We start from the raw sequence: 26,243 nt of genomic DNA, 5'->3' as shown, positions 1-26,243 counted from the left end.
TCTGTGATAAAATTTCCCTTTGCAGCAAACGAATAGCACACTGGCAAACGCATCTGCCGCGCCGTTGCGCCATACGCGCCCCACCGTAGCGTATTCAAATAAGATAGCCCTGCCATCGTCCGCATGGCCCAGGCATGAATAATCAGGCGCACCGCGCCCACCTTAACCAGTCGAATCCGTATGTCCATATTAAATATCCTGCGTTACCCCGATCCTCGCCTGCACACGATCGCCAAGCCCGTCACCGAATTTGACGCGCGCCTGCAAACCCTGATCGACGACATGGCCGAAACCATGTACGACGCCCCTGGCGTCGGCCTGGCCGCGTCGCAAGTGGACGCGCATATCCAGATGATGGTGATCGACATCACCGAAGAGAAAAACCAGCTGCAAGTGTTCATCAACCCGGAAATCACCTGGGCCAGCGAAGAAAAGCAGGTCTACGACGAAGGCTGCCTGTCCGTGCCTGGCGTGTACGATGGCGTCGAGCGTCCGGCCCGCATCAAGGTGCGCGCCCTGGACCGTCACGGCAAGCAGTTCGAGCTGGAAGCCGATGGCTTGCTGGCCGTCTGCATCCAGCATGAGATGGATCATTTGCTGGGCAAGGTATTCGTCGAATACCTGTCGCCACTCAAGCGCAACCGCATCAAGGCCAAGATGATCAAGGAAGTCCGTGGTCTCGAGCGCGAAGCCAATCTGCGCGCACAGAACCGCCGTTTCTAAGTCACTGCTGATAGACTAAGCAGCAACAGTCGTCGTTACACCATGCCAGCCTGGCGCCTCCGGCGCGGGCCTGCGCACCTCACGTCAAGGAACCATATGAAAGTGATCTTCGCAGGCACGCCTGAATTCGCCGCCACGGCCCTGAAAGACTTGCACGAAGCGGGCTTCGACATTCCGCTGGTGCTGACCCAGCCCGACCGCCCGGCCGGACGCGGCATGCAGATGCACGCCTCGGCCGTCAAGCAATATGCACAGCAGCATGGCATCGAGGTGCTGCAGCCCTTGTCCCTGCGCATGGACAGCAAGGACCCGCAGCGCGCCGCCGAGGCAAAAGCGGCCCACGAGCGCCTGCTGGCCACTGACTACGACGTGATGGTGGTGGCGGCCTACGGCTTGATCTTGCCGCGCAGCACCCTCGACCTCAAACCCTGCATCAATATCCACGGTTCATTGCTGCCGCGCTGGCGCGGTGCCGCACCGATTCACCGCGCCATCGAGGCCGGCGACGATGAAACGGGCGTGACCATCATGCAGATGGAAGAAGGCCTCGATACGGGCCCCATGCTGGCCATCGAGCGCACGCCCATCGAAGCGGGCGATTCCACCGCCAGCCTGCACGACAAACTGGCCACCCTGGGCGGCAAGATGATCGTCGAGACCCTGCGCAAGATGCAGCAGCAGCCGCTCGAAGCCGTGCCGCAGCCGGAAGCGGGCGTCACTTACGCGGCAAAAATCGCCAAGGACGAGGCGGCGCTCGATTTCAGCCAGCCTGCGCTGGAACTGGGCCTGAAAATCCGCGCCTTCAATCCGTTTCCCGGCGCCTGCGGCCAGGTCGATGGCGTCACCATCAAGATCTGGGCCGCCGAGGTACTCGAAGCGGACAGCAAGGAAGCGCCGGGCCAGGTGCTGGCGGCCGACGCCCAGCACGGCATCGTCGTGGCCTGCGGCAATGGCTCCCTGCGCCTGACGGAACTGCAAAAACCGGGCGGCAAGCGCCTGCCCGCGGCCGAATTCATCAAGGGTTTCCCGCTGGAAGGCAAACGCTTTACTTGATGACACGGCATCGTCTGTCGACGAGCATTAAAGAAGGGCTTGCCGCGGCAAGCCCTTCTTGCATCCAGCACCCTTGCCTAGCGGCGCTGCACCTTCATCAAACGTCCGCCCACGGACGACGACAGGCTGACCTCGAAACGTCCGCCGGTCGGCAAGGCGCTCACGTCAACGCTAGCGTTGCCACCGGTCAAGCCGCTGGCGACCAGCGTCTTGCGGCCATCGGCTGCCACGTGCAGCACGGCCGCATACGGCTCCGCCTGGGCATCCCAGACCAGCGCCAGCTTGCCAGCGCTTTGCGCTACCTCAAAGCGGCCATCGTTGGCGGCCTTGCTGCGGCGCGCCGAACGCTCCAACCGGGTCAATGGCTTACCATTTGACAATACTTCCACGTCGCTGATATCGCCCGGGTTGGCGAAACTGACGCGGAAGTGGCGCATGGCGCTGCCGCCGTGGTCGGCCACGGTGACCGCATCGAAGGGCAAGTCGATAGTCGTTCCCGATGCCGTCAGAACCCGCAGGGTGTACGCCTGGCCGCTGCCGCTGGCCGCTGCGCCCACACGCGTGGACGAGGCAACGGCTGGACGCAAGCTTACACCGGCCGGCGTGATGCTGCCGGAAATGGTCAGGTAGCCATTTTCGGCCACGGACATGCTGGCGGCCAGCACATTGCTGCCCGTCATTTGCGTGCTGCGTTTTTCCAGGAATTGCTGCACCCGCGCATAGCTGTAGTCGGAGAACCAGGCGCCGCGGCAATAGCTCATCACGTCCTTCATCGGCGTGCCGCCATACACTGCCTTGCTCAGCTGGCCGATGCTGCCCGCATAGTTGCTGTTGTATAGCTGTTGCGGGCCCAGTTCGCCATTCGCATACGGGTAGTCGGCGACCGCGCCGGCCGCGCCGCCGCAGGCAACGTGCTGCAGCGAGTGATTGTGGCCCAGCTCATGCACGAGCGTCGTCAGCCATTCAGGCCAGGCATTGCCGAAGGGATCGGACGCCGCGCTGGTGCCGAAGCTGGCGTCCAGACCGATCGCCGAGGTGCTGTCGCTGCCGCTGCTGCGGTTGTTGATGTAGGCCAGGCCGGCGGCGCGGGTGACAGACATTTTCGGTACGAAACCATAATAATAGGCGCCGCTGTCTTCCTGCACCCGCCGGTCGTCCAGCGCCCCCAGGGCGTTGCTCCACCAGCTGTCGGCCGTGCTGCTGCCAGATATGCTCAGCGCAGCGCGCGTGGTGATGCTGATGTTTTCCGTCGCATATGGATATACGCGCAGCAGCGCGGCGCGGATATCCTGGGCGTCAGGCAGTTGTGCCACGCCATCATCGGTGCTCAAGGGCACAAGTACCAGGCGAATCCTGGCCAGGCTGGCCACCGCCGGCGCCGCTTCCTGGCTCACTTGCACACCGTCATTACCCACGGCCGTTACGCGCACGCGCACGCCGGGCAAGATCCAGCCTGCCGGCAGGACGGCACTGAAATTGCCATTGAAACTGTCATCGCTTTTCGCCGTCGGCAAGACCGAGGGACCGCTCATGCTGATGCTGCCCAGGTTGCTGCCATTGGCGGCGGTCGCAACCAAGGTCACGGCGGGGCTGGCCTGGCCCGCTTGCAAGGCCAGCACGGACACGCGCACGGCGGCCTGCTTGCCGCGCGTCAGGCGCAAGGCTGTATTGCTGGCGTTCAGGTTCAGTACCTGCGCGAAATCAATGCTGCCCAGGGTAAAGGCCGACACCGTACCCGCATTGACGGCGATGCGCTCAGCGGCTGACAGCATCACATCGCCCGTTGCCGAGCCTGGTGCAGACAACAGCAGCTGGCTGGCACTGGCGCTGACGATAAGGGCTGGCGTATTGCCCACCGACGCCGAGCTGACCTGGTCGAGATTGCTGCCCTGCAGCGTCACCGACAAGGTCCCGTTGTTGACAACCGACGTGATCGACGTCACGGCCACGCTCGCCAAGACCTTGTATGTATCGCTGCTGATGGCATCGTTGTAAGGACCGCGCACCGTCAGCGCGCCCGTTGCCGCGCCCAGGGGCACCACCACGGTCACGCTGCCGGCCGTCTGGCTTTGCGGCGTCGCCGCCGCACCATTGCCAAACTGCACCGCCGTCACGGCGCCCATGCCACCGCCCGCGATCGTCACGCTGGAACCGACACCGCCCGTCGCTGGTGCGATGCTGCCCACGCTCAATGGCAGGTACACATTGACGTTATAGCTGGTGGCCGCCGTGCCGCTGGCGCTGACCAGGCTCAAGGCGCCCGCTACGGGCACGCCCGGCATGGACAGGGTCACGCTGGTGTCGCTGGCGGCGCTGGTAGCAAGCGGCACGCCGCCCACCTGGAAGGCCGTCACGCGGCTCAGATTCGTGCCCGTGACTATCAGGCTGCCACCCACGGCGACGTTCGCCGCCGAGATGGCCGTCACGGCAGGAATCACGACGGGATTCCCCGAGGTGGTCGTCACCACCGTGTCGCCACCACCGCCACCGCCGCCGCAAGCGGACAGGCCCAGCATGACAAACAATGCAACAAGCAAATGGTTTTTCACGGCTGGCATCCATGCTGATGCAGTGCGAGGCAGGGAAGGAGACGAGAGAAATGTGACATATGGGTGACTTTTGGTGGGAATTTACTTTCGAGGAACCAATATTATCGGTTAATTCGATTCCTAAGGACAACTATTGCTGCTGTTGATTCCATTAGTTTTGATCATGATTGAAATATCTGCTTGGCAAACTTTATGTAGAACCCCATTCCTCTCGCTCTGCATTGGCTGAAAAATTGACATTTTGAGCAAAATTTTCAGGGATGTCTTTTTCAGAAACAGGCCAGGCGCAAGGCGATGTGTTGCAAGAAAGCTTGCCGTGGGGCGAACGGCCGCTTTTGCTTAAAACCAAAGCAGCCTGATGCCGTATAATTTTAGACCCGGTGAAATCAGGCGATTGCCACCTTCTGCCTGCCCTACCCGGCCGGCACTCTCCGTCAGCGGATCCTGCTGGCCCGCAACCGCCCCGTACCTGTCCTGTCGCCGCGCCGCCGCCCGTTTGCCTATTGAAAGCATGAAATGAACGATACCGTGATCCCCGCCATGTCCCCGACCGAAGCCACCTTGCGCGCCATTCTGGCGCAGCGGATCATGATCCTCGACGGCGCCATGGGCACGATCATCCAGCAATACAAGCTCGACGAAGTAGCGTACCGTGGCGGCCCCGCCGGCCGCTTCATCGATTTTGCCGCGCCGGCCGACAGTGGCGCGCGCGAACTGTTCGTTAAAGGCAACAATGAGCTGCTGACTCTAACGCAGCCGCACATCATCCAGGAAATCCATGAGCGCTACCTGGCGGCCGGCGCCGACCTGATCGAAACGAATACCTTCGGCGCCACGACGATTGCACAGGACGATTACCACATGGCCCACCTGGCCTATGAAATGAACGTCCAGGCAGCCAAGCTGGCACGCGCCGCCTGCGACAAGTATTCCACCCCGGACAAGCCGCGCTTCGTCGCCGGCGCCCTGGGCCCCACGCCGAAGACGGCATCGATCTCGCCCGACGTGAACGACCCGGCCGCGCGCAACGTCAGTTTCGACCAGCTGGTGGCCGCCTACCTGCAGCAGACGCAGGGCCTGGTGGAAGGCGGCGCCGACGTGCTGCTGGTGGAAACCATTTTCGATACCTTGAACTGCAAGGCGGCCCTGTTCGCCATCGACCTGTTCTACGAGCAAAATCCGAGCGTCGTGCGCCTGCCCTTGATGATTTCCGGCACCGTCACGGACGCCTCGGGACGCATTTTGTCGGGCCAGACCGTACCCGCCTTCTGGAATTCCGTGCGCCACGCGAAACCGCTGACCATCGGCCTGAACTGCGCACTGGGCGCCGCCCTGATGCGCCCGTACGCGGAAGAGCTGGCCAAGATCGCCGACACCTTCGTGTGCATTTACCCGAACGCGGGCTTGCCCAACCCCATGAGCGACACGGGCTTTGACGAGTTGCCAGCCGACACGTCCGCCCTGCTGCGCGAATTCGCCGACGCAGGCTTTTTGAACATGGCGGGCGGCTGCTGCGGCACCACGCCCGAGCACATCGCCGCCATCGGCGCGTTGCTGTCGAAGAACACGCCGCGCACCGTGCCGGCCCCATCGCACGACTTGCGCCTGGCGGGCCTGGAGCCGTTCGTCGTCAATGACGAATCGCTGTTCGTCAACGTGGGCGAGCGCACCAACGTCACGGGCTCGAAAGCGTTCGCGCGCATGATTCTCAATGAGCAATACGACGAGGCGCTCTCCGTGGCGCGCCAGCAAGTGGAAAACGGCGCGCAAGTGATCGACATCAACATGGATGAAGCGATGCTCGACTCGCTGGCGGCCATGACGCGCTTCTTGAACCTGATCGCCTCGGAACCCGATATTTCGCGCGTGCCCATCATGGTCGACTCGTCGAAATGGTCGGTCATCGAAGCGGGCTTGAAATGCGTGCAGGGCAAGGCCATCGTCAACTCGATTTCGATGAAGGAAGGCGAGGCAGAATTCCTGCGCCAGGCCAAGCTGTGCCGCCGCTACGGCGCCGCCGTGATCGTCATGGCTTTCGATGAGAAAGGGCAAGCCGACACCTTCGAGCGCAAGATCGAGATTTGCGCGCGCGCGTATCATTTATTGATCGATGCGCTGGACTTCCCGCCGGAAGACATCATTTTCGACCCGAACATCTTTGCCGTCGCCACCGGCATCGAAGAGCACAACAACTACGCCGTCGACTTCATCAACGCCACGCGCTGGATCAAGGAAAACCTGCCGTACGCGAAGATTTCGGGCGGCGTGTCGAACGTGTCGTTCAGTTTCCGCGGCAACGATCCGGCCCGCGAAGCCATCCATACCGTCTTCCTGTACCACGCCATCAAGGCCGGCATGACCATGGGCATCGTCAACGCCGGCATGGTGGGCGTGTACGACAACCTCGACCCGGAATTGCGCGAGCGCGTGGAAGACGTGGTGCTGAACCGCCGCGAAGACTCGACCGAGCGCATGATCGAATTTGCCGGCACCCTGAAGGCGGGCGGCAAGGCCGAAGCGCAAACCCTGGCCTGGCGCGAAGGCACGGTGCAGGCGCGCCTGTCGCACGCGCTGGTGCACGGCATCACGCAATTCATCGTCGAAGACACGGAAGAAGCGCGCCAGGAACTGCTGCACAATGGCGGGCGCCCCATCCACGTGATTGAGGGCCCGCTGATGGCCGGCATGGACGTGGTCGGCGACCTGTTTGGCCAAGGTAAAATGTTCCTGCCGCAAGTGGTGAAATCGGCGCGCGTGATGAAGCAGGCCGTGGCCCACTTGATTCCGTTTATCGAGGAAGAAAAGCTGCTGGAAGAAAAGCGCACGGGCATCGTCGCCAAGCCAAAGGGCAAGATCATCATGGCGACCGTGAAAGGCGACGTGCATGACATCGGCAAGAACATCGTCACCGTCGTCCTGCAGTGCAATAACTTCGAAGTGGTCAACATGGGCGTCATGGTGCCGTGCTCGGAAATCCTGGCCCGCGCCAAGGTGGAAAATGCGGACATCATCGGCCTGTCCGGCCTGATCACGCCGTCGCTGGAAGAAATGGCGTATGTCGCCAAGGAAATGCAGCGCGACGAACACTTCCGCATGCTGAAGATTCCCCTGCTGATCGGCGGCGCCACCACCAGCCGCGCCCACACGGCAGTGAAAATCGCGCACAACTACGAAGGCCCCGTGATCTATGTGCCGGACGCCTCGCGTTCCGTGTCCGTGGCGCAATCGTTGCTGACACCGGAACAGCGCGACAAATATGTGCAAGACATCGAACTCGACTACGCGCGCATCCGCGAGCAGCACGCCAACAAGAAGGCGCTGCCCATCCTGCCGCTGGCGCAGGCGCGTGCCAACAAGATGGTCGTGCCCTTCGACGGCGCCTGCACGCCCGTGAAACCGAAGTTCATCGGCCGCCGCGTGTTTAAAAATGTCGACCTGGCCGCCCTGGCCAACTATATCGACTGGGGCCCGTTCTTCCAGACCTGGGACCTGGCCGGCCCTTTCCCCGCCATTTTGACGGATGAAGTGGTGGGCGACGCGGCCACCAAGGTGTACGCGGAAGGCCAGGCCTTGCTGAAAAAGCTCATCGACGGGCGCTGGCTGACGGCCAATGGCGTCGTGTCCTTGCTGCCGGCCAACAGCGTCAATGACGACGATATCGAGGTGTACACCGACGATACGCGCAGTAGCGTGGCGTTTACGTATTACGGCATGCGCCAGCAGGGCGTCAAACCCGTGGTCGACGGCGTGCAACGGCCGAACCAGTGCCTGGCCGATTTCATTGCACCAAAGGCATCGGGCGTGAAGGATTACATCGGCATGTTTGCCGTCACGTCCGGCCTGGGCATCGAGAAATACGAAAAGCGCTTCGAGGATGCGCACGACGATTACTCGTCCATCATGTTGAAGTCCCTGGCCGATCGCCTGGCCGAGGCGTTTGCCGAATACCTGCATGAGCGCGTGCGCAAGGATTTGTGGGGCTATGTGCCGGACGAGCACTTGAGCAACGACGACATGATCGGCGAAAAATACGTGGGCATCCGCCCCGCGCCCGGCTACCCCGCCTGCCCCGAGCACACGGTCAAGAAACAGATGTTCGAGGTCATGCAGGCCGAGGAAATCGGCATGCAGCTGACGGAATCGTATGCCATGTTCCCCGGCGCGGCCGTCTCCGGCTTCTATTTTGCCCACCCGGAGTCGAAATACTTCGTCGTCGGCAAGATCGGCATGGACCAGGTGGAAGACATGGCCAAGCGCCGTGGCGCCAGCATCGAGGACGTGGAACGCTGGCTGGCACCCAATCTGTCATGATAAGCACAAGGCGCGCGGAACTTATCGCGCGCCGCAGCGCACTAACGCAGTATGCCGGTCGGCATGCTGCATGCCCGCTCCGGCCCGTACCCTGACTGGCTAAGGAGGATATATGGCAAGCAATTTCAAACTGAAACGCTGGCAAGATCAATTGATCCTGTTGCTGGGCCTGTGGCTGCTCGTCTCGCCTTGGGCCTTTTCCTATCCCGAAGGCTCGCCGCAGATGCTCAATGCCTTTGTCTCGGGCCTGGTGATCGCCGTGCTGGCCGCCTTCGACTTGTACAAGACGTATTTCTGGGCCGTCGTCGTCAACCTGCTGGTGGGCGTCTGGGTCGCCGCCTCGCCGTGGATCTTGCGGCTGGCCGAACAGCGCGTCGTCCTGTGGAACGAGTTGCTCGTCGGCATCGCCGTCGTCGTGCTGGCCCTGTGGGAATTGCGCACCGACCCCGAGCTGCACAAGCACTGGCCCGGTGCGGCAGCGTAGCGGCGCAAAAAAGCCCTGTCACGGTATCGCCGTGCAGGGCTTTTGAAGAACGCGCCAACAATGTTGTCGGATTACGCGTGGCCTGACGGCCGCGCTAATCCGACCTACAGCGCATACCTGACAACGTTATCGCTCCACTCATACGCGGCCATTTCCAGTTCCACCAGGTCGTCCGGCGACATGGCCAGGTCGCGCAAGGTCGGCACGATCTCGCCTTCCATGTCTTCGATGCGCTCGATGCATTCGGCCAGGCGCAGCAGGTCGCCGTAGAAGCCTTCGCGCGACAGCAGCGCTTCGGCCACTTCGTCGATCACTTCGATCTGGCTGAGGATTTCCGACATCGGCACGCCGAACAGGGTATCCATCAGGGACATGATGCCGACCGTAAAGGCGATATCGGCCGAATGGGACTGGTTCGGGCGCAGTTTATGCGCGAGCAATTCGAGCAAACGGCCGCGCGTGGTGGCCAGCATCAGCAGCGGCGTCATGCTATGGCCGCGCTTGCTTGGCTCCGCGTACAGCATGATTTGCAGCCAGCGCTGCAGCTGACGACGGCCCAGCACGGTAACGGCCTGGCTCAGCGAATCGATGCGCTGGCGTGCGCCCACGGCCGGTGTATTCACCAAACGCAACAGGTTCAAAGCCAGCGACACATCGCGCTTGATGGCGCGCTCGATATCCATGTTGTCGGCGTCGGAGGTGACCAGGGTCATCAGTTCCATCACGGCCAGTTGCGACGGCGACAGCTTCTTGCCCGTCATAATGGCGGGCTTGGCGAAATAATAACCCTGGAAATAATCGAAGCCCAGGTCCAGGCCTGACTTGAATTCTTCACGCGTCTCGACTTTTTCCGCCACCAGTTTCTTGTGTTCCCGCTTGAAACGGGGCGCCAGCGCTGCCAGCACTTTCGGGTCGACCGTGCTCATGTCCATCTTGACGTACTGCACCAGCGGCAACAATTCCTGCACTTGCGACGTGTCGGCTACCACGTTTTCCAGCGCGAAGGTGAAGCCATGGCCCACCAGTTCGCTGATGCGCGCGCGCACTTCCGGCGTGACGGGCATCGATTCGACGATTTCCAGCACGACTTTTTCACGCGGCAGGAAAACGAAGATGTCGCTCATGATCACGTCGGCATCGACGTTGACGAAACCGAGCGCGTCGCCGATGACCTTTTCCATCCCCAGCTGGGAAGCATGGGCGATCACGGACGCCGTGGCGGACAGGTCGCTGGTAATGTTGGCGGGGCCGACCGGAGCGTTGCGGAATAGCAACTCATAGCCGAACAGGGCCTGGTTGCGGTCGAGGATAGGTTGTCGCCCCAGATAGAACTCGCGCACGCGCAAGGGTTTCGGGGTGATGTCGTTGCTGGAAATATCGATCATTAAGTCTTCATCAATCAGGTCGAGTGACACCGGCCGCGCCGTGCCCGCATCAAGGTTCACTATTGACAATACTTTAGCTGAATTTCGCCCGCGCTGTGGGTATTTTGGCAGCAATCAAGCGTATTGTCGTCAACAAATTAGGCCACTGGCGTGTCTTGCACCATCCCGTCGACAAATAATTTCAATTCACCGGGCGCAAACGCCGTCCACTGCTCATTCGTCGTCAGCGGCTGGGTAACGATCACGGCCACGCGGTCCTGGGGCGTCGTTACCTGGGAAAAGTCCACGCTCAGGTCTTCATCGGAGAGTTTAGCAGTTGGAAACGGATGTTGTCGCACCAAATAGTGCAAGCTGGTCGAGCAATGGGCAAACAGCGCCTCGCCGCTCGACAGCATCATGTTGAACGTGCCGTGGGCCGCGATGCTGGGCAACAATTCCGCCAGCGCGGCATGCAATTGCGGCAAGGCCGGCGGAGCATCGCCAAAGCGCGCATGCAATTGCTGCAGCAGATAGCAGAAAGCCAGTTCGCTGTCCGTGCAGCCGACGGGGCGGTAACTGCCCGTCAGCACGGGATGAAATTGCTTCAAATCGCCATTGTGGGCGAACACCCAGTAGCGGCCCCACAGTTCACGCACGAACGGGTGGCAATTTTCCAGCGCCACCTGGCCTTGCGTGGCCTTGCGGATATGCGCGATGACATTGCGCGACTTGATGGGATAGCGTTTGATCAGTTCGGCCACGGGCGAGGCGATGGCCGCCTGGTGGTCGACGAAATGGCGCACGCCGGCACCCTCGAAAAAGGCGATGCCCCAGCCGTCATGGTGGGTATCGGTATGGCCGCCGCGCATGGCGAAGCCGGTAAAGCTAAAGACAATGTCCGTGGGGACATTGCAATTCATTCCGAGAAGTTGGCACATGGTCTGTTTGCAGCTGGATAACATGCCCACCATACCATGCCGCCCCGCAGATTGGTATGGTGGCGATCACCATCAGACAGCCACTATCAGTGCAACAGCACTGGCTGGCTCATGAGGGAATCGTAGCTGCCCAAAAATTCATCGATCTCTTCCATGCTGGGTTCGCTGGCGATCAATTCCGTGACGTCGCGACGGAAGTTTTGCGCAAGGATGCCGGCGATAAACGTCTCGCGTTTGCCGCCTTTGTCGACGATTTCATAGCCGCCAAAGCGCAGGGCTTCCAGGTCGACGTCGGCGCCGAATTCCACGACGCTGTATTGTTCGCTGTTATAGATCAAGTTCATTTTGCATCCTTCGCTCAAGCAGGAGAGCCTCCTGCGGTTTCAGAACAGAGGTGGGGCTGATACGGCGCCATTTCAAGCGCCATGCCACCAGGCGGGCTACAGAGTTGTAACGAGATGCAAACTGCGACTGCGGTAAGTCGATCGAGAAATCGTCAGGAAAGCACGATGTCGGCTTGTAGCGCCAGCAGGACGTCGTAGGGACTCGCAGTGAGCCAGGCGCGCAATTGTTCGATGTGCGTGGCGTCGGCCAGGCTGATGAACAAGCGCGCGGGAGGATGGCGCAGCAGACGATTCAATGTTACACGCAATACGAGATTGCCGCTGCAGCACAGGCAACCGGGCGCGATGCGCAACAGTTGCAATGGAAACGATGAAGAAGGGGAAGCTTGCCCGGCCAGGCCGGCCAGGATGGCGTTGCCGTCAGCGAGCCCCTCAAGGATCACGGCGGCCGGCTCGCCAGGCGCCAAGGCTTGCGCGATGGCGGCCTCGCGCCCGGCGGCGCGTCCACCGCTGACCAGGGTCAGCGGTGTCGGACGCCGCACGGCTGCCGTCACAGGTTTTTCTTGGCCAGCTTGCCCGGTTCGACGCCCAGCTGTTTCAGCTTGCGGTACAAATGGGTACGTTCCAGGCCTGTTTTTTCCGCCACGCGGGTCATGCTGCCGCCTTCGCGGCCCAGGTGGTGTTCGAAATACATGCGCTCGAACGCGTCGCGCGCCTCGCGCAGCGGCAAGTCGAACGACAGGTTGTAGCCATGGCCTTCGGCCACTGCCGGTACGGCAATGCCCGGGCGTACCATCAGCTGTTGCGGTGCGCTGCCGCCAAAGCTGGGCACGGGATGGCTGCTTTCCTCGGCCACCACGGGTGCCACGGGACGCGGCGCCACGCTCGGTGCGCGCACGGTTTCCTGTGCCCGCGTCAAGCCTTGCTGGACTGCTTTCAGCAGTTTTTGCAGGGCAATCGGTTTCTCCAGGAAGTTCATGGCACCGATACGCGTCGCCTCGACCGCCGTATCGATGGTGGCGTGGCCCGACATCATGATCACCGGCATGGTCAGCAAGCCGTCGCGCTGCCATTCCTTGAGCAAGGTCACGCCGTCCGTGTCGGGCATCCAGATATCGAGCAATACCAGATCCGGCGCGCCGGCGGCACGCGCTTCACGCGCCTGCTGCGCATTTTCGGCCAGCTGGATAGCATGTCCTTCGTCGCCCAGAATTTCCGAGAGCAACTCACGGATACCCATTTCATCATCCACTACGAGTATGTTTGCCATTCGTGTCTTGCCTTCCTCATTTCGCCGGCCGTCGCACACAAGATGTACACGACGGACAGCTATGATTTTATTAGTGTTTTAAATACTAAACCAGACCCTCACGCCAGGAAATCCTGGGCAGGAGTGTCGGGAGCTAACTTTAACAGCAAAATGACCACCGAAGCGCCATTGCCGTCGACCCGGTTCTCGATATCGATGCGTCCGCCATGTTCATCGATAATTTTCTTTACCATCGCCAGGCCCAATCCCGTGCCGCGCGCCTTCGATGTCACATAGGGTTCGAAGGCGCGCGCCAGGATTTTTGGCGCGAAACCAGGGCCATTGTCGGTGATGGCCAGCCGCACGGCGATATTCACGCCGCCGTCCGCACTGCGATAATGAATTGCTTCCGTCCTTACGTCAATCCGCGGATGCGGCGAGTCCGGCGGCAGGTCGGCCATGGCGTCCTGCGCGTTCTGCAGCAAGTTATGGATCACCTGGCGCAACTGGGTCGGATCGCCCATCACCATCGGCAGATTCGGCGCCAGTTGCGGGTGGATGATGTCGCCATCATCGCCGCGCAGGTACAGGTTCAGGATCTCTTCGATCAGTTCGTTCAGGCGCAACGGCGTGAGCACGGCCGGCGGCGTGCGCGCATAGTCGCGGAAGTCATCGACCATGCGCTTCATCGCATCGACCTGCTTGACGATGGTGGTGGTGGCGCGGTTGAGCAAGTCCGCATCGGGCTGCTCCAGCTTGCCTTCGAGCTTCATCTGCAGGCGCTCGGCCGACAGCTGGATGGGCGTGAGCGGGTTCTTGATTTCATGCGCCAGGCGGCGCGCCACCTCGCCCCAGGCGATCGAGCGCTGCGCGGAAATCACGTCGGAAATATCATCGAAGACGACGATGTAGCCGCTGCCGGACTCCAGCGGCAAGCGCGAACCGCGCGCCAGCAAGGTGATGTCATGCTCGTCGGCACTGCTGCCCAGGCGGCGCGGAATCTCGATCTGGCGCTGCCAGTGCAGGCGCTGCTGGTTGCGGCCCGACGCCGATTGCGCGCTTTGCGCCGTGAAGGCGCTGATGATGGCGCCGCCAAACTCTTCCATTCCAGCAATATGCGCCAGCGGCTGCCCCACGATGCTCATGCCCGAATGCTGCAAGATGCGCTCGACCGATTCATTGCACGTCACCAGCTTGAAATCGCCGTCGAGCACCATCACGCCGGCCGACATGTTCGCCAGCACCGATTCCAGGTGGGCCTTGGCGTTTTGCAGCGCGGCGCGGTTGCTTTCCACGGCCGTGCGCGCATCGAGCAACTGGCGCGTCATGATGTTGAACGACTGCGTCAGCGTGCCCAGTTCATCCTTGGTCGCGACAATGGGGCGCGGCGACAGGTCGCCCTCGGCCACGGCGCGCGTGCCTTCGGCCAGCAGCAGCAGGGGCTGGGCCAAATTGCCCGCGATCAGGAAAGCACTGCCGATGGCGCCAAAGATGGCCAGCAGCAAGGTCAAGGTGAGGATTTCCATGTACATCTTGCGCAATCCCACGCGCGCGACGAAACGTTCCTTGTATTCGCTATACGCGGCGCGCAGCACCTCGCCATTCGCCGCCAGCTTGGGCGGCGCCGATTGCAGCAATTGCAGGTAGCGGGGCGAAACGGAGGGACCGGGTACCGGCACCAGCACCCGCAGACGCAGGCTGGTCGCCGTTTCCAGCGACGCCGGCGTACCCGCGCGCAGGCCGCCACCGCCCGACTCCGCGCCATCATCGTGCAACTCCTTGCCCCCTTCGGCGGAGGCATAGCCATCCGGCGAGGCGGCCTTCACCAGCATGGCCGGCGTCGGCAAGTCAGCCGCGCTGTGCGGCCCGGCGCTGGCCAGCAGCATGCCATCGCCGCTGACGAGCATGACATTTTGCATGCCCTCCTCGCGCAGCAGGCTCGTCAGCACGGCCGGACCCGCCGCCGGCTCGGCGCCCAGCTCCGCGACCGCCTTGTGCCCCCGGCGTTTCAGCTCGACCTGGGCCGCATCGAGGCCGGCGCGACCCAGTTCAATCCCCGATTCCAGCGCCGCTTCGATCTTGACGTTGAACCAGGACTCGATGGAGTGGGATACGAATTGTACGGAGACCAGGAAAATCACCAGGCCCGGCAGGATGCCGACGGCGGCGAACAGCATCACCAAACGTGTCATCAGCTTGGAGCCGAACTTGCCGCTCTTGTAGCGCACGTACAGACGGCCCAGGGAAATCCCCACCAGCGCCAGCAGGGCCACAGCCACGGCGGCGTTCAGGCCCAGCAGCCAGGTGTAATAACGGTCGAAAAATCCGGAATTGTCGGAAGCCGACGCCAGCAGGAACAGCAAGATACTGACAATGCCGCCGCCCACCACCAGCAGATAGCGCAATGCTTGACTCACTACTCCGCCGTATACAAGAAGGTTTTTTTATTCGAAGCCAGGCGCCAGTCGCTGTTATTGAAGGCATTGACCTGTATCGGCTTGGGCAGGTAGTCGCGGTCCATGCCCATGCGCAAGGTGACGTTATACGTCTGCCCCACTTTCAGCGCGCCGCGCGGCGCCACCAGCCAGCGGCTGGGGCGGCGGATCAGGAACAGCGCGTCGTCGAGCGTGGGGAAGCTTTGCTGCAAGCCGCCGCCCGACACATGATACTGGCGCGTGAGCACGTTGTACGACAGCCGGCTGGTCTGGCGCGCCACGATGGCCTTTTCATCAAACCAGTACCAGCGGGGCCGGGTCAGTTCGATTTCTGTCGTGAAAAACAGCGGCACGCCATGCTGCACAGCATCATCGAGGTCGTGATTGAGATCGAAGGAGTAGGTGGCGGCCAGCTTGTAGCCCTCTTCGCTCGACTCGATATAGGCACGGGTGATCTCGACCATGTCGGCGGCTTGCGCACGCGGCATGGTACATGCCAGCATCAGCAGCAAGGCCAGGAGTCGGAAGAGTCGTGTTGTCACAAGTGTGCCGGTGGTGTCCGTAGGAAAAGGTTCGACGAATCGCTCAAGCCGCATTTTTTTGGAATAGCGCATAGAACAAACCGTCATGGTCCTGCTCCGCGCTGCCAGTCGGCAACAGCTGGCCAGGTGCTGTCAATCGGGTCGCATTATTGCGCACCGCAAATGCCGCCGCCTGTGCCTCGGACTCTTGCGGCCACAATGAACATGTCACGAATAGCAATTTACCATCGGGGCGCAGCATCTGCCACAGGTTGTCCAGAATTTTGGAGGAAAGTGTTGCAAGTTGGAACGCGTCGCCCTTGCGGCGCAACCAGCGAATGTCCGGATGGCGGCGTACGATGCCCGAGGCCGTGCACGGCACGTCGGCCAGGATACGGTCGTACTGCTGGCCGTCCCACCACGCGCTCGATTGCGCATCCTGCGCCTTCAAGGTAGCGTCCAGGCCCAGGCGCTCGAGGTTTTCCGCGATGCGCGGCAAGCGCTTGGCGTCCGCATCGATGGCCGTCACGTGCACATCGGCCAGTTCCAGGATGTGGCAGGTCTTGCCGCCGGGCGCCGCGCAGGCGTCCAGTACGCGCATGCCGTCTTGCAAGTCCAGCAGCGGTGCGGCCAGTTGCGCGCCGGCATCCTGCACGGAGACGACTCCCTGCTCGAAGCCGGGAATAAGCGCCACGCCGATGGGCTTGTCCAGGCGCACGGCAAACGGTCCCACCTGGCGCGCGGCGATACCCGCATCAAACAGCACGGCGAGGTACGCTACAACCGTGCTCTTGCGGCGATTCACGCGCAGGGTCAATGGTGGCACGGCATTGCCGGCCGTCAGAATGGCTTGCCAGTCGCGCGGGTAAGCCAGGCGCAGCGAATCGATCCACCATTGCGGATAATTCCATTGCGCCAAAGGTTGCTGCAGGGCCGCTTCCAGCAAGGACTTGCGCTCGCGCAAGAAACGCCGCAACACGGCATTCACCATGCCCTTGGCATGCGCCAGGTCAGGGTGCGAGGTGGCCACCGTGACAGCCTGGTCGACAACGGTAAATTCTTCGTACGGCTGCTCGTCCGGCTCGTCGGACATCAGCGACAGCGCACAGCACAGCAGCGCGGCCAGCATCGGCGGCTCCGGCGCCTTCGACGTCATCAGGCCGACCAGGGTTTCGCTGCGGCCCAGCTGGCGCATGGTACGGTAGGAAATATCCTGGATGGCGCCGCGCGCCTGCGGGCTGGCGTTCGATTGCGCAAACACCTTGGCCAGCGCCTGCGGCAAAGCCGTGCCCGTGCGCACTTGCGCCACGGCATTGGCGGCGCCCAGCAGGCAAAACGCCAGCGAGTCGGCGCGCAAATCGGGTTGGAAGCCTGGCTGCAAGACCGGCTTCAGGTCGGGATGGTAGCTGGGACGCAATTTCGGTGCGGCAGGCGCCTGGCCTGGCGCCGGCTTGGTTTTCAATTTCAGCGTGGGGCGCTTGTTCATAGTTATCCGGTGTGGCTGCGCGCGGCGGGCTGCATGGTGGCAAAGTCGCGGCCGCGCGTTATCAATAAAGGGTCGATTGTAGCGTTTGTGGCGCCCTCTGGCCCAAGCGATTGCAGCGATAGCTGTAAATTGCGGCAAAAAACTGCATATATACAAGCAGAATGCGCCATGCTGATGTTTTCATGCACCAACATAGGCATGTTGTCCTGATAATATCGTGAAATGCGCCGGCACGGGGACCTTGCCGGCAAGCGTATTGTTCCCGCCGGCAAACCAGTATAATTGACGCAGTCTGGGCGGCTTGGGTACTTGCCGTCCGTTTTGCTTTTTGATTCATTCTATTCATTCTTAACGCGGTTCCACCGCCATCCTGCTCATGCTCGCCCAACAGAAACAAGAAATCATCGCCCTGTTCCAGGCCGCCCTCGCTCCCGTCCTGGCCGGCACTACGCTTGAGCCATCCGTGGTGCTCGAGCGACCACGCGACGCATCGCATGGCGACGTCGCCTGCAACATCGCCATGCAACTGGCCAAGCAGCTGAAACAGAATCCCCGCGAACTGGCGCAAACCATCGTCACGGCCGTGCTGGCCAACCCGGCTGGCAAGGGCCTGATCGAGGCAGTGGAAATCGCCGGTCCCGGCTTCATCAACGTGCGCGTGTCAAACGCCGCCAAGCAAGCCGTGGTGAAAACCATCTTGAGCGAAGCCGACAGCTATGGCCGCAGCGCGGCAGGCGCCGGCAAGCAGGTCATCCTGGAATTCGTTTCGGCCAACCCGACCGGCCCGCTGCACGTGGGCCACGGCCGCCAGGCAGCGCTGGGCGACGCCCTGTCGTCGCTGTTCGACGCGCAAGGCTACCAGGTGACGCGCGAGTTCTACTATAACGACGCGGGCGTGCAAATCCAGACCCTCGCCAATTCCGTGCAGGCGCGCGCGCGCGGCTTCAAGCCGGGCGACGCCGAATGGCCCGAACCGGCCTACAACGGCGACTACATCGCCGATATCGCCAACGACTTCAAGGCCGGCAAGACGGTGTCGGCCAGCGATGGCTTGCCCGCCACGGCCAATGGCAACATCGACGACATCGATTCGATCCGCCCCTTCGCCGTCACCTACCTGCGCAACGAGCAGGACATCGACTTGCAAGCGTTCGGCGTGAAGTTCGACAATTACTATCTGGAATCGTCGCTATATGCGGACGGCAAGGTCAACAGCGCGGTCGAAACACTGATCAAGGCGGGCCACACCTACGAACAGGATGGCGCGCTGTGGCTGCGCACCACCGACTTCGGCGATGACAAGGACCGCGTCATGCGCAAGACGGACGGCACCTACACGTATTTCGTGCCGGACGTCGCGTATCACCTGGTGAAATGGCAGCGCGGCTTCGTGCAGGCCATCAATATCCAGGGCAGCGACCACCACGGCACCATCGCGCGCGTGCGCGCCGGCCTGCAAGCGGTCGACATGGGCATCCCGCAAGGCTACCCCGACTACGTGCTGCACAAGATGGTCACCGTCATGAAGGACGGCGAAGAAGTCAAGATTTCGAAGCGCGCCGGCTCCTACGTGACCGTGCGCGACCTGATCGAATGGTCGGGCGGCGGCGACATCGCCAAGGGCCGCGACGCCGTGCGCTTCTTCCTGATCTCGCGCAAGGCCGATACGGAATTCGTCTTCGACGTCGACGTGGCGCTGAAAACCACCGATGAAAACCCGGTGTATTACGTGCAGTACGCGCATGCACGCATCTGCCGCATCCTGGAAAACTGGGGCGGCGATGAGAACACGGTCACAGGCGTCGATTTGTCTCCTTTGACGGCGCCGACCGAAGCGACCCTGCTGGCGACCCTGGCCGCCTACCCGGAAACGTTGGCGCGCGCGCAAGCCGAACTGGGACCGCACCAAGTCGCCTTCTACCTGCGCGACCTGGCCGCCAACCTGCACAGCTTCTACTTCGCCGAAAAAGTGCTGGTCGAGGACGACGCCGTCAAGATGGCCCGCCTGGCCCTCGTCATCGCCGCGCGCCAGGTATTGCGCAACGGCCTGGCACTGATCGGCGTATCCGCGCCAAACAAAATGTAATCGCGAAGGTCTAACCGTCAATGAATCATGCTTCCCGCTTCTCTTCGACCCGGCGCCAGCAGGGCAACACGCTGGTCGGCATCATCATCGGCCTGGTCATCGGCCTGGGTATCGCCGTGGTGGTCGCCCTGGTGATCACCAAGGGCGCCTCGCCCTTCACCGACAAGTCGGGCAAGGCCGGCAAGTCTGCCGAACCGACCGCCGGCCAGATCGCCGACCCGAACAAGCCGATGTACGGCAACAAGGAAGCGGCCAAGGAAGCGGCGCGCGACTTCTCCAAGGAGCCGCGCGAGATCGTCGCGCCGACGCAGCCAGTCGCACCGGCACCCGCCCCCGCGCAGCAGCCGAAGGCACCGCCGCCGGACGCGCTGCAGGAACTCATCGGTACATTGAAGGACAAGCCGGCGCCGAAAACGCCGGCGGCAGCAGCGCCAGCGCCGCAAGCCAAAGCCGACGTGAAAGCCGAAGCCAAGGCCGATGCCGCCAGCGACAAATGGATTTATTATCTGCAGGCCGGCGCCTTCCACGACATGTCGGACGCCGAGAGCACGCGCGGCAAACTGGCGCTGCTGGGCTTCGAAGCGGCCATCAGCGACCGCAGCACCGATGCCGGCGTGCTGCACCGCGTGCGCATCGGGCCGTTCAACCAGCTCGAAGCGATGAACCGCGCGCGCACCAAACTGTCTGAGAACGGCATCGATGTCGCCGTCGTCCGCAACCAAAAATAAGGAACCAGCATGCGTTTTCTGAAGAAAATCCTGTTCGCCGCCGCCCTGTGCACCGTTGCCCTGGGCGCATCGGCCTCACCGGCCGAGCCAAAGAACGGCGTCGAATACGAAACCCTGGCCACGCCGCAGGCGACGGAAGCGGGCAAGAAAATCGAAGTGACAGAATTTTTTGCGTATTACTGCCCGCATTGCAACGTGCTCGAACCGCAACTGGCGGCCTGGGTCAAGAAACAGGGCGACAACATCGTCTTCAAGCGCGTGCACGTATCGCGCGATGACAGCGTGACGCCGCAACAGCGTTTGTTCTTCACCCTGCAAGCCATGGGCCTGCTCGACAAGCTGCACACCGGCGTCTTCCACGCCATGCACGTGGAGCGCAACCGCCTGGCTACCGACGACGCCGTATTCGACTTCGTCGCCAAGCAGGGCGTGGACCGCCAGAAGTTCATCGACACCTACCGTTCGATGGGTGTCTCGGCCCGCGTGCGCCGTGCGGATGCCATGATGCAGGGCTATAACGTGACGTTCTGGCCCATGATCGCCATCGACGGCCGCTACATCACCTCGCCTTCGCAAGCCGATCAAGGCAGCAAGTCGGCCAAGAACGAAGAGCAGCTGAACGCCCAGGCACTGACCGTGATGGACGTGCTGCTTGCGAAAGCCAAAGCGGAAAAGAAATAAGCATGGCCACTTCCCTGGCGCGCCCGGGCATCGCCTGATGCACAGCGTTTTCATCACGGGCGCGTCGAGCGGATTGGGCGCCGCCCTGGCGCTGCAGTACGCGCGCCAGGGCGCCCATTTGGGCTTGCTGGCGCGCCGCGGCGACACCCTGCAGCAACTGATCGCTTCCCTGCCCCACCCTGAACGCCACCGCGCCTACGCCGTCGATGTGTGCGACCACGCCGCCCTGAAAAGCGCGGCGCAGGACTTCATCGGCCATGCCGGGCATATCGACGTCGTCATCGCCAGCGCCGGCGTATCATACGGTACCTTGAGCGAACACGCGGAAGACCTCGACGCCTTCGCGCGCCTCATCGCCATCAACGTCACGGCCACCGTCGCCACCTTCGCGCCCTTCATCGCCGCCATGAAAAGCCAGGGCAGCGGACGCCTGGTGGGCATCGGCAGCGTGGCCGGCATCCGCGGCCTGCCCGGCGCCGAAGCCTACAGCGCCTCGAAGGCGGCCGTCATCAGCTACTGCGAATCGCTGCGCCTGGAACTCAAGCCGGCCGGCATCAGGGTCGTCACCATCACGCCCGGCTACATCGACACGCCGATGACGCGCCACAACGCCTATCGCATGCCCTTCCTGATGCCGGCCGATAAATTCGCCGTGCGCGCCGCGCGCGCCATCGCCGACGGCGACAGCTACCGCGTGATCCCGTGGCAGATGGGCGTCGTCGCCAAGCTGCTGCGCGCGCTGCCGAATGCCATCTATGACCGGGTCTTCGCGAATGCGCCGCACAAGGCGCGCAACTGAACTGATCACCATGACGAAGCACTCAGACTTGAACAGCGCGGCCATCGCCGCCCATTGCGCCACGGGCGCCTCCCATGTGGCCATCGAAGTGGTCGACGAAACGGGTTCGACCAACGCCGACCTGCTGGCGCGCTGCGCCACGCTGGCCGGCCCCACCCTGCGCATCGCCGGCCAACAGACGGCCGGCCGCGGGCGTGCCGGACGGCCGTGGGTGTCGCAGGCGGACGCCAGCCTGATGTTCTCGCTGGCCTGGCGCTTCAAGGGGCCGCTGCATCAGCTGGTCGGCCTGCCGCTGGCCGTCGGCGTGGCGCTGGCCGAAAGCATGACGGCGCTGGGCGTGCCGGTGCAACTGAAATGGCCGAATGACCTGCTCAAGGATGGCCACAAACTGGCGGGCATTCTCGTCGAGACGCAGCAGGCGCAGGGCAACGATAGTGGCGGCGTGTGGGCCGTGATCGGCTGCGGCATCAATTTGCTGATGCCCGATGCGCTGGAACGGCAGATCGGCCGCAGCGTCTCGGCCGTGCCGTGGCTGGCGCAGATGGAGCGCAATACCCTGGTGGCGGCGCTCCTGAGCCGCCTGGCCGGCGTGCTGGCCGAATTCGACGACACGGGTTTTGCGCCGTTTGCCGAACGCTGGAACCTGTTGCACGCCTGGCAGGGCCAGCACGTGAAAATCCTCGACAACGGCCAGTTGCTGCAGCAAGGCGTGGCGGCCGGCGTGGACCACCTGGGCCGCCTGCTGCTGCGCACCGATGGCGGCCTGCAGGAGATCATGTCGGGCGACGTGTCCTTGCGCCTGAGCGGGGAGTAAGCGCATGCTGCTGCTGATCGACGCCGGCAATACGCGTATCAAATGGGCACTCGTGGCCGCCGATGGTGCCGCCGGCGGCTGGCTGGCCAGCGGCGCCGTCACGCATGCGCAGCTCGACACCCTGGCGGCGCAATGGGCGAAACTCGCCATCAGCGAAGCACTGCTGTCGAACGTGGCGGGCAGCGTCATCGGCATGCGCCTGCGCGCCATGCTGCCGGTAGCACCCTGTGACTTTGTCTCGCTGCCGCAGTTGGCCGGACTGACGAACGGCTACCGCACGCCGTCGCAACTGGGCTGCGACCGTTTTGCCGCCGCCATCGGCGCGCACGCACTGGCGCCTGGCCAGGCGCTCATCGTCGCCAATTGCGGCACCGCCACCACCATCGACGCCATCACGGCCGATGGCGTTTTCCTCGGCGGGATGATCTTGCCGGGGCTGGGACTGATGGCCAGCTCGCTGGCGCGCAACACGGCGCAGCTGCCGCAAATCGCCGGCGACGCCATGCTGCCGGCCGGTTTTGCCGACAACACGGACGACGCGATTTTGAGTGGCTGCCTGGCGGCGCAAGCGGGCGCCATCGAACGGGCCGTGCGCATGCACGGCGCCAGTGCCTGTTTATTGTCAGGCGGCGCCGCGCCGCGTATCGCACCGGCCCTGGCACTGCCGGTACCGCTGCATCTGGTGGACAATATCGTCATGCTCGGCCTGCAGGCATCCGCACGCGCCGGCACGGCGGGAACACAAGGAAACCACGTATGCTGAAATTCGTCTTCTGGCTGCTGGCCGGGGTCAACCTGCTGGTCCTGGCCATCGGCCAGGGTTATCTGGGCAGTTTTCGCACGGAGACGCGCGAACCGGCACGTCTGAAAAACCAGCTGCAGGCGGGCAAACTCACCTTGCTGACGCAGGAGCAGGCCACGGCGCCCGCCGCGCCACCCGCTGCCGAAGAGAGGGCGACGCCGGCGGCGGCCGTACCTGCGCCACCGCCATCGTATGCCTGCACGGAAGTGGGCAATTTCCTGCTCGCTGACGGGCGCCGCTTCGAAGCACAAGTGGCGGCGCTGGAGCTGGGCGACCGCCAGTCGCGCCGCAACGTGGCCGGCCAGGACATTTCCAGCTACATGGTGTACATCCCGCCGCAGGGCAGCAAGGAAGGCGCCGAGCGCAAGGCCGGCGAATTGAAGCAACTGGGCGTGAAGAATTATTTCATCATCAACGAAGGCAGCGCGCAGCGCTGGGGCATTTCACTGGGCGTGTTCAAGTCGGAAACCAGCGCGCAAAGCCAGCTGGCATCGCTCAACAAGCAGGGCGTGCACAGCGCCCGCGTCGCGCCGCGCTATAGCGCCAGCAAGCAGTTCGCTTACCAGTTCCGCGACCTCGACGCCGCCACGCGCGCGCGGCTGGCCGAGATCACGAAGCAGTTCGAAGAGCAGGAACTGCGCTCCTGTAAATGACACCTGACAATCGCGTCGGATTACGCGCTTGCGCGCTAATCCGACCTACGCTTATCGTTCGATGACGATGGGCTTGATACCCGTCGATTCCGGCAAATTCGCCGCCGCCCGTGCCGCCTCGGCACGGCTGGAGAACGGTCCGCCGTACAGGCGGAACAGCTTACCGGCCTGCACCACCCCAAGCGTACCCAGGGCCGCCGCGTATGGCGCCAGGCGCGACCGCCCCGTTTCCGCATTGTCGGCGCGCGAGTAGGCGCCCAGCTGCAGATAAAAGCCGCTGGCCAGCACCGTCGGGGCAGGCATGGCGACCGTCGCATCGACGGGCAGCATTTGCGTCGACACTTCCGGCTGCACCACGGCGCCCGTCTCCACCGGCGTATCGATGGAAATGGCTACCACGGAAGGCGTCAACGGTGCCGGTTTGGGTGCCGCGCGGGCAGCCAGGATGGCATCGATATCGGCCGGCAGCAGCCGTTCCACGACCACCTGGTGGCTGCCCTTGCCCAGGAAGCCCAGTTTCAGCGCCGCCGTGTAGGACACGTCGATCACGCGCGTGGCGTGGAAGGGACCACGATCATTGATGCGCACGATCACCTGTTCGCCGCTGTCGATGCTCGTCACACGCGCATACGACGGAATCGGCAAGGTGGGATGGGCCGCCGTCATCTTGTACATGTCGTAGATTTCACCCGACGAAGTGCGCTGGCCATGGAATTTCTTGCCATACCAGGTGCCCGTGCCCTTCTGCGTAAATGGTTCGTTGTCGGTGATCGGCGTGTACGTCTTGCCGAACACAACGTAAGGACGATTCGAGCGCGTCGAATACGGCTCGTTGCGCACTTCCGCATCGGGCACGTCGCGCAGGTTGGCCGGCGGATTCTCGCCCGGGCCGTCATCCTTGTAGTATCCGCCGCGCCCGGAGCCGGCCGCCGGCAGCGCCGGCAGGGTGGGGTCCTGGCGCACGGGGGACTTGACCTTGCCGCCTGACGGCAGCGGCACGTTGTTCGATGCGGGTTTGTGCGGCGTGGTGCCGCAGGCGGCCAGGGTCAGCAAGACCGCCAGGCTCAACCCGCGCATGGCGACGGTATCGACAGGCGCGCGCATCAGGTCTGCACCAGCTTGCGATGGCGCTGGATGCTCATCAGGATACCGGTAGCCACGCCCAGGGTCAGCAGCGCGGTGCCGCCATAGCTGAGGAAAGGCAGGGGAACGCCGACCACCGGCACGATGCCGCTGACCATGCCCATGTTGACAAACGCATACGTAAAGAAAATCATTGTTATCGCTCCTGCCAGCAGGCGAGTGAAAAAACTGGGGGCGTTGGCGGCGATCATCATCCCCCGTCCCACCAGCAGCAAATACATCAGCATCAGGATCAAGTTACCGACCAGTCCGAATTCCTCGGAATATACAGCGAAGATGAAGTCGGTGGTGCGCTCCGGAACGAATTCCAGGTGGGCCTGGGTGCCGTGCGTCCAGCCCTTGCCCGTCATGCCGCCGGAACCGATGGCGATGATGGACTGGATGATATGGAAGCCCTTGCCCAGCGGGTCCTTGGTCGGGTCGATCAGCATCATCACGCGGTCGCGCTGGTAATCATGCAGGTGCGACCAGGCGATCGGCAGGCAGGACACAAAGGTGATCAGCAGGCCGGCCAGCACTTTCCACGACAGGCCGGCCAGGAAGATGACGGTAAAGCCGGCCGCCACCACCAGCAGCGCCGTGCCCAAATCGGGCTGGCGCGCGATCAGGTAGACGGGCACCAGCAGCAGCACGGCCGCCATCAGGAACGATTTCCAGCGCAGGGCGCCCGCATTGTGCTGGAAGAACCAGGCCAGCATCAGCGGCGTGGCGATCTTCAGGAATTCGGACGGCTGGATATCGATCACGCCGATATGCAGCCAGCGCCGCGCACCGAGCTTGATGGTGCCGAACAGCGCCACGGCCACCAGCAAGATCACCGATACCGTGTACGCGGGCACGGCGATGCGCATCATCATCTGCGGCGTGATGTTGGCCGCCACCCACATGACGAAAAAGCACAGCAGGATGTTGCGCAGGTGGTCCTCGATCTTGCCGGGGATGCCGATGCTGGCCGAATACAGGGTCAGCAGACTGGTGCTGAGCAGCATCAGGATGATGATCATCAGCGGCGGATCGAATACCGCCAGATAGGGTTTGGCGCGCCGCCACAGCGAGCGCCTTTCGTTAATGGGCATGTGC

At 62.9% G+C, this 26,243-nt stretch carries 22 protein-coding genes; 11 read left to right on the top strand and 11 right to left on the bottom strand.

The window, feature by feature from the left end; translation table 11 throughout:
* Positions 1-180: 180 nt before the first annotated feature.
* Both def and fmt read left to right on the top strand, forming a co-directional pair.
* Positions 181-723 (top strand): peptide deformylase, encoded by a 543-nt coding sequence (gene def / locus FJQ89_RS21910; RefSeq protein ID WP_141171688.1) that lies wholly within the window; start codon positions 181-183, stop codon positions 721-723.
* A 96-nt stretch (positions 724-819) separates the two neighbouring features.
* Complete coding sequence (gene fmt, locus FJQ89_RS21905; RefSeq protein WP_141171687.1) at positions 820-1,776, top strand: methionyl-tRNA formyltransferase; 957 nt, start codon at positions 820-822, stop codon at positions 1,774-1,776.
* A 77-nt stretch (positions 1,777-1,853) separates the two neighbouring features.
* On the opposite strand, the gene FJQ89_RS21900 is transcribed toward fmt, so the two are convergent.
* Positions 1,854-4,325 carry a hypothetical protein gene (locus FJQ89_RS21900; RefSeq protein WP_141171686.1) on the bottom strand — a complete coding sequence of 824 codons (2,472 nt, stop codon included), beginning with the start codon at positions 4,323-4,325 and terminating at the stop codon, positions 1,854-1,856.
* A gap of 516 nt (positions 4,326-4,841) precedes the next feature.
* Here FJQ89_RS21900 and metH point away from each other — a divergent pair.
* On the top strand, positions 4,842-8,636 hold the full coding sequence (gene metH, locus FJQ89_RS21895) for a methionine synthase (RefSeq protein ID WP_243136200.1): 3,795 nt from the start codon (positions 4,842-4,844) through the stop codon (positions 8,634-8,636).
* 112 nt (positions 8,637-8,748) lie between these two features.
* Positions 8,749-9,120 carry an SPW repeat protein gene (locus FJQ89_RS21890; protein WP_141171685.1) on the top strand — a complete coding sequence of 124 codons (372 nt, stop codon included), beginning with the start codon at positions 8,749-8,751 and terminating at the stop codon, positions 9,118-9,120.
* 104 nt (positions 9,121-9,224) lie between these two features.
* Here the strand turns inward: FJQ89_RS21890 and FJQ89_RS21885 are convergent, their stop codons facing one another.
* From FJQ89_RS21885 to rsmB, 8 genes are all read right to left on the bottom strand, one after another.
* Positions 9,225-10,505 (bottom strand): EAL and HDOD domain-containing protein, encoded by a 1,281-nt coding sequence (locus tag FJQ89_RS21885; protein ID WP_071079507.1) that lies wholly within the window; start codon positions 10,503-10,505, stop codon positions 9,225-9,227.
* Between the two features lie 137 nt (positions 10,506-10,642).
* Positions 10,643-11,422, bottom strand: a complete 780-nt coding sequence (locus FJQ89_RS21880) for a class II glutamine amidotransferase (RefSeq protein WP_096238274.1) — start codon at positions 11,420-11,422, stop codon at positions 10,643-10,645.
* A gap of 86 nt (positions 11,423-11,508) precedes the next feature.
* Positions 11,509-11,766, bottom strand: coding sequence for a BTH_I0359 family protein (locus FJQ89_RS21875; protein ID WP_071079509.1), 258 nt, complete (start codon positions 11,764-11,766; stop codon positions 11,509-11,511).
* Between the two features lie 152 nt (positions 11,767-11,918).
* A complete protein-coding gene (locus tag FJQ89_RS21870) occupies positions 11,919-12,320 on the bottom strand; it encodes a GTPase (RefSeq protein WP_141171684.1) in 402 nt (133 codons plus the stop codon).
* Positions 12,317-13,036 carry a response regulator gene (locus FJQ89_RS21865; RefSeq protein ID WP_099760725.1) on the bottom strand — a complete coding sequence of 240 codons (720 nt, stop codon included), beginning with the start codon at positions 13,034-13,036 and terminating at the stop codon, positions 12,317-12,319. Before FJQ89_RS21865 ends, FJQ89_RS21870 begins: the two co-directional genes overlap by 4 nt.
* A gap of 98 nt (positions 13,037-13,134) precedes the next feature.
* Complete coding sequence (locus tag FJQ89_RS21860) at positions 13,135-15,432, bottom strand: sensor histidine kinase (protein WP_141171683.1); 2,298 nt, start codon at positions 15,430-15,432, stop codon at positions 13,135-13,137.
* On the bottom strand, positions 15,432-15,992 hold the full coding sequence (locus FJQ89_RS21855; RefSeq protein WP_242428526.1) for a DUF4390 domain-containing protein: 561 nt from the start codon (positions 15,990-15,992) through the stop codon (positions 15,432-15,434). Before FJQ89_RS21855 ends, FJQ89_RS21860 begins: the two co-directional genes overlap by 1 nt.
* A 43-nt stretch (positions 15,993-16,035) precedes the next feature.
* Entirely contained in the window at positions 16,036-17,457 is a 1,422-nt protein-coding gene (gene rsmB / locus FJQ89_RS21850) for a 16S rRNA (cytosine(967)-C(5))-methyltransferase RsmB (protein ID WP_141171682.1), read from the bottom strand.
* Between the two features lie 376 nt (positions 17,458-17,833).
* On the opposite strand from rsmB, the gene argS reads away from it, so the two are divergent.
* From argS to FJQ89_RS21815, 7 genes are read left to right on the top strand one after another with little or no spacing between them, the layout of a single operon-like run.
* Positions 17,834-19,543: an arginine--tRNA ligase gene (gene argS / locus FJQ89_RS21845; protein ID WP_141171681.1), complete on the top strand. Its 1,710-nt coding sequence runs from the start codon at positions 17,834-17,836 to the stop codon at positions 19,541-19,543.
* Positions 19,544-19,563: 20 nt separating this feature from the next.
* Entirely contained in the window at positions 19,564-20,271 is a 708-nt protein-coding gene (locus FJQ89_RS21840) for an SPOR domain-containing protein (protein ID WP_141171680.1), read from the top strand.
* 9 nt (positions 20,272-20,280) lie between these two features.
* Entirely contained in the window at positions 20,281-20,952 is a 672-nt protein-coding gene (locus FJQ89_RS21835; protein WP_141171679.1) for a thiol:disulfide interchange protein DsbA/DsbL, read from the top strand.
* Between the two features lie 37 nt (positions 20,953-20,989).
* A complete protein-coding gene (locus tag FJQ89_RS21830; RefSeq protein ID WP_141171678.1) occupies positions 20,990-21,751 on the top strand; it encodes an SDR family oxidoreductase in 762 nt (253 codons plus the stop codon).
* Positions 21,752-21,761: 10 nt separating this feature from the next.
* Positions 21,762-22,565: a biotin--[acetyl-CoA-carboxylase] ligase gene (locus FJQ89_RS21825; RefSeq protein ID WP_141171677.1), complete on the top strand. Its 804-nt coding sequence runs from the start codon at positions 21,762-21,764 to the stop codon at positions 22,563-22,565.
* Between the two features lie 4 nt (positions 22,566-22,569).
* Entirely contained in the window at positions 22,570-23,328 is a 759-nt protein-coding gene (locus tag FJQ89_RS21820) for a type III pantothenate kinase (RefSeq protein ID WP_141171676.1), read from the top strand.
* Entirely contained in the window at positions 23,322-24,020 is a 699-nt protein-coding gene (locus FJQ89_RS21815; RefSeq protein WP_141171675.1) for an SPOR domain-containing protein, read from the top strand. Before FJQ89_RS21820 ends, FJQ89_RS21815 begins: the two co-directional genes overlap by 7 nt.
* Before the next feature lie 51 nt (positions 24,021-24,071).
* On the opposite strand, the gene FJQ89_RS21810 is transcribed toward FJQ89_RS21815, so the two are convergent.
* Positions 24,072-25,124 (bottom strand): septal ring lytic transglycosylase RlpA family protein, encoded by a 1,053-nt coding sequence (locus FJQ89_RS21810; protein WP_141171674.1) that lies wholly within the window; start codon positions 25,122-25,124, stop codon positions 24,072-24,074.
* Positions 25,124-26,239, bottom strand: a complete 1,116-nt coding sequence (gene rodA, locus FJQ89_RS21805) for a rod shape-determining protein RodA (protein WP_141171673.1) — start codon at positions 26,237-26,239, stop codon at positions 25,124-25,126. The genes FJQ89_RS21810 and rodA overlap by 1 nt, the downstream gene beginning before the upstream one ends.
* Positions 26,240-26,243: the final 4 nt, after the last annotated feature.

The sequence above is a fragment of the Janthinobacterium tructae genome (genome assembly GCF_006517255.1).
GTDB classification, from domain to species: Bacteria; Pseudomonadota; Gammaproteobacteria; order Burkholderiales; family Burkholderiaceae_D; genus Janthinobacterium; species Janthinobacterium tructae.
Note: the sequence above shows the minus strand (reverse complement) of the source record. Positions and strands in the feature narration are given on the sequence as shown.

Excerpts from the sequence above, each read along its gene's own strand:
- FJQ89_RS21825 (WP_141171677.1), top strand. The coding sequence starts at position 21,762 with ATGACGAAGCACTCAGACTTGAACAGCGCGGCCATCGCCGCCCATTGC.
- rsmB (WP_141171682.1), bottom strand. The coding sequence starts at position 17,457 with ATGAACAAGCGCCCCACGCTGAAATTGAAAACCAAGCCGGCGCCAGGC.
- fmt (WP_141171687.1), top strand. The coding sequence starts at position 820 with ATGAAAGTGATCTTCGCAGGCACGCCTGAATTCGCCGCCACGGCCCTG.
- FJQ89_RS21840 (WP_141171680.1), top strand. The coding sequence starts at position 19,564 with ATGAATCATGCTTCCCGCTTCTCTTCGACCCGGCGCCAGCAGGGCAAC.
- FJQ89_RS21875 (WP_071079509.1), bottom strand. The coding sequence starts at position 11,766 with ATGAACTTGATCTATAACAGCGAACAATACAGCGTCGTGGAATTCGGC.
- rodA (WP_141171673.1), bottom strand. The coding sequence starts at position 26,239 with ATGCCCATTAACGAAAGGCGCTCGCTGTGGCGGCGCGCCAAACCCTAT.
- metH (WP_243136200.1), top strand. The coding sequence starts at position 4,842 with ATGAACGATACCGTGATCCCCGCCATGTCCCCGACCGAAGCCACCTTG.
- def (WP_141171688.1), top strand. The coding sequence starts at position 181 with ATGTCCATATTAAATATCCTGCGTTACCCCGATCCTCGCCTGCACACG.
- FJQ89_RS21890 (WP_141171685.1), top strand. The coding sequence starts at position 8,749 with ATGGCAAGCAATTTCAAACTGAAACGCTGGCAAGATCAATTGATCCTG.
- FJQ89_RS21865 (WP_099760725.1), bottom strand. The coding sequence starts at position 13,036 with ATGGCAAACATACTCGTAGTGGATGATGAAATGGGTATCCGTGAGTTG.
- FJQ89_RS21885 (WP_071079507.1), bottom strand. The coding sequence starts at position 10,505 with ATGATCGATATTTCCAGCAACGACATCACCCCGAAACCCTTGCGCGTG.
- FJQ89_RS21830 (WP_141171678.1), top strand. The coding sequence starts at position 20,990 with ATGCACAGCGTTTTCATCACGGGCGCGTCGAGCGGATTGGGCGCCGCC.
- FJQ89_RS21880 (WP_096238274.1), bottom strand. The coding sequence starts at position 11,422 with ATGTGCCAACTTCTCGGAATGAATTGCAATGTCCCCACGGACATTGTC.
- FJQ89_RS21815 (WP_141171675.1), top strand. The coding sequence starts at position 23,322 with ATGCTGAAATTCGTCTTCTGGCTGCTGGCCGGGGTCAACCTGCTGGTC.
- FJQ89_RS21810 (WP_141171674.1), bottom strand. The coding sequence starts at position 25,124 with ATGCGCGCGCCTGTCGATACCGTCGCCATGCGCGGGTTGAGCCTGGCG.
- FJQ89_RS21835 (WP_141171679.1), top strand. The coding sequence starts at position 20,281 with ATGCGTTTTCTGAAGAAAATCCTGTTCGCCGCCGCCCTGTGCACCGTT.
- FJQ89_RS21820 (WP_141171676.1), top strand. The coding sequence starts at position 22,570 with ATGCTGCTGCTGATCGACGCCGGCAATACGCGTATCAAATGGGCACTC.
- argS (WP_141171681.1), top strand. The coding sequence starts at position 17,834 with ATGCTCGCCCAACAGAAACAAGAAATCATCGCCCTGTTCCAGGCCGCC.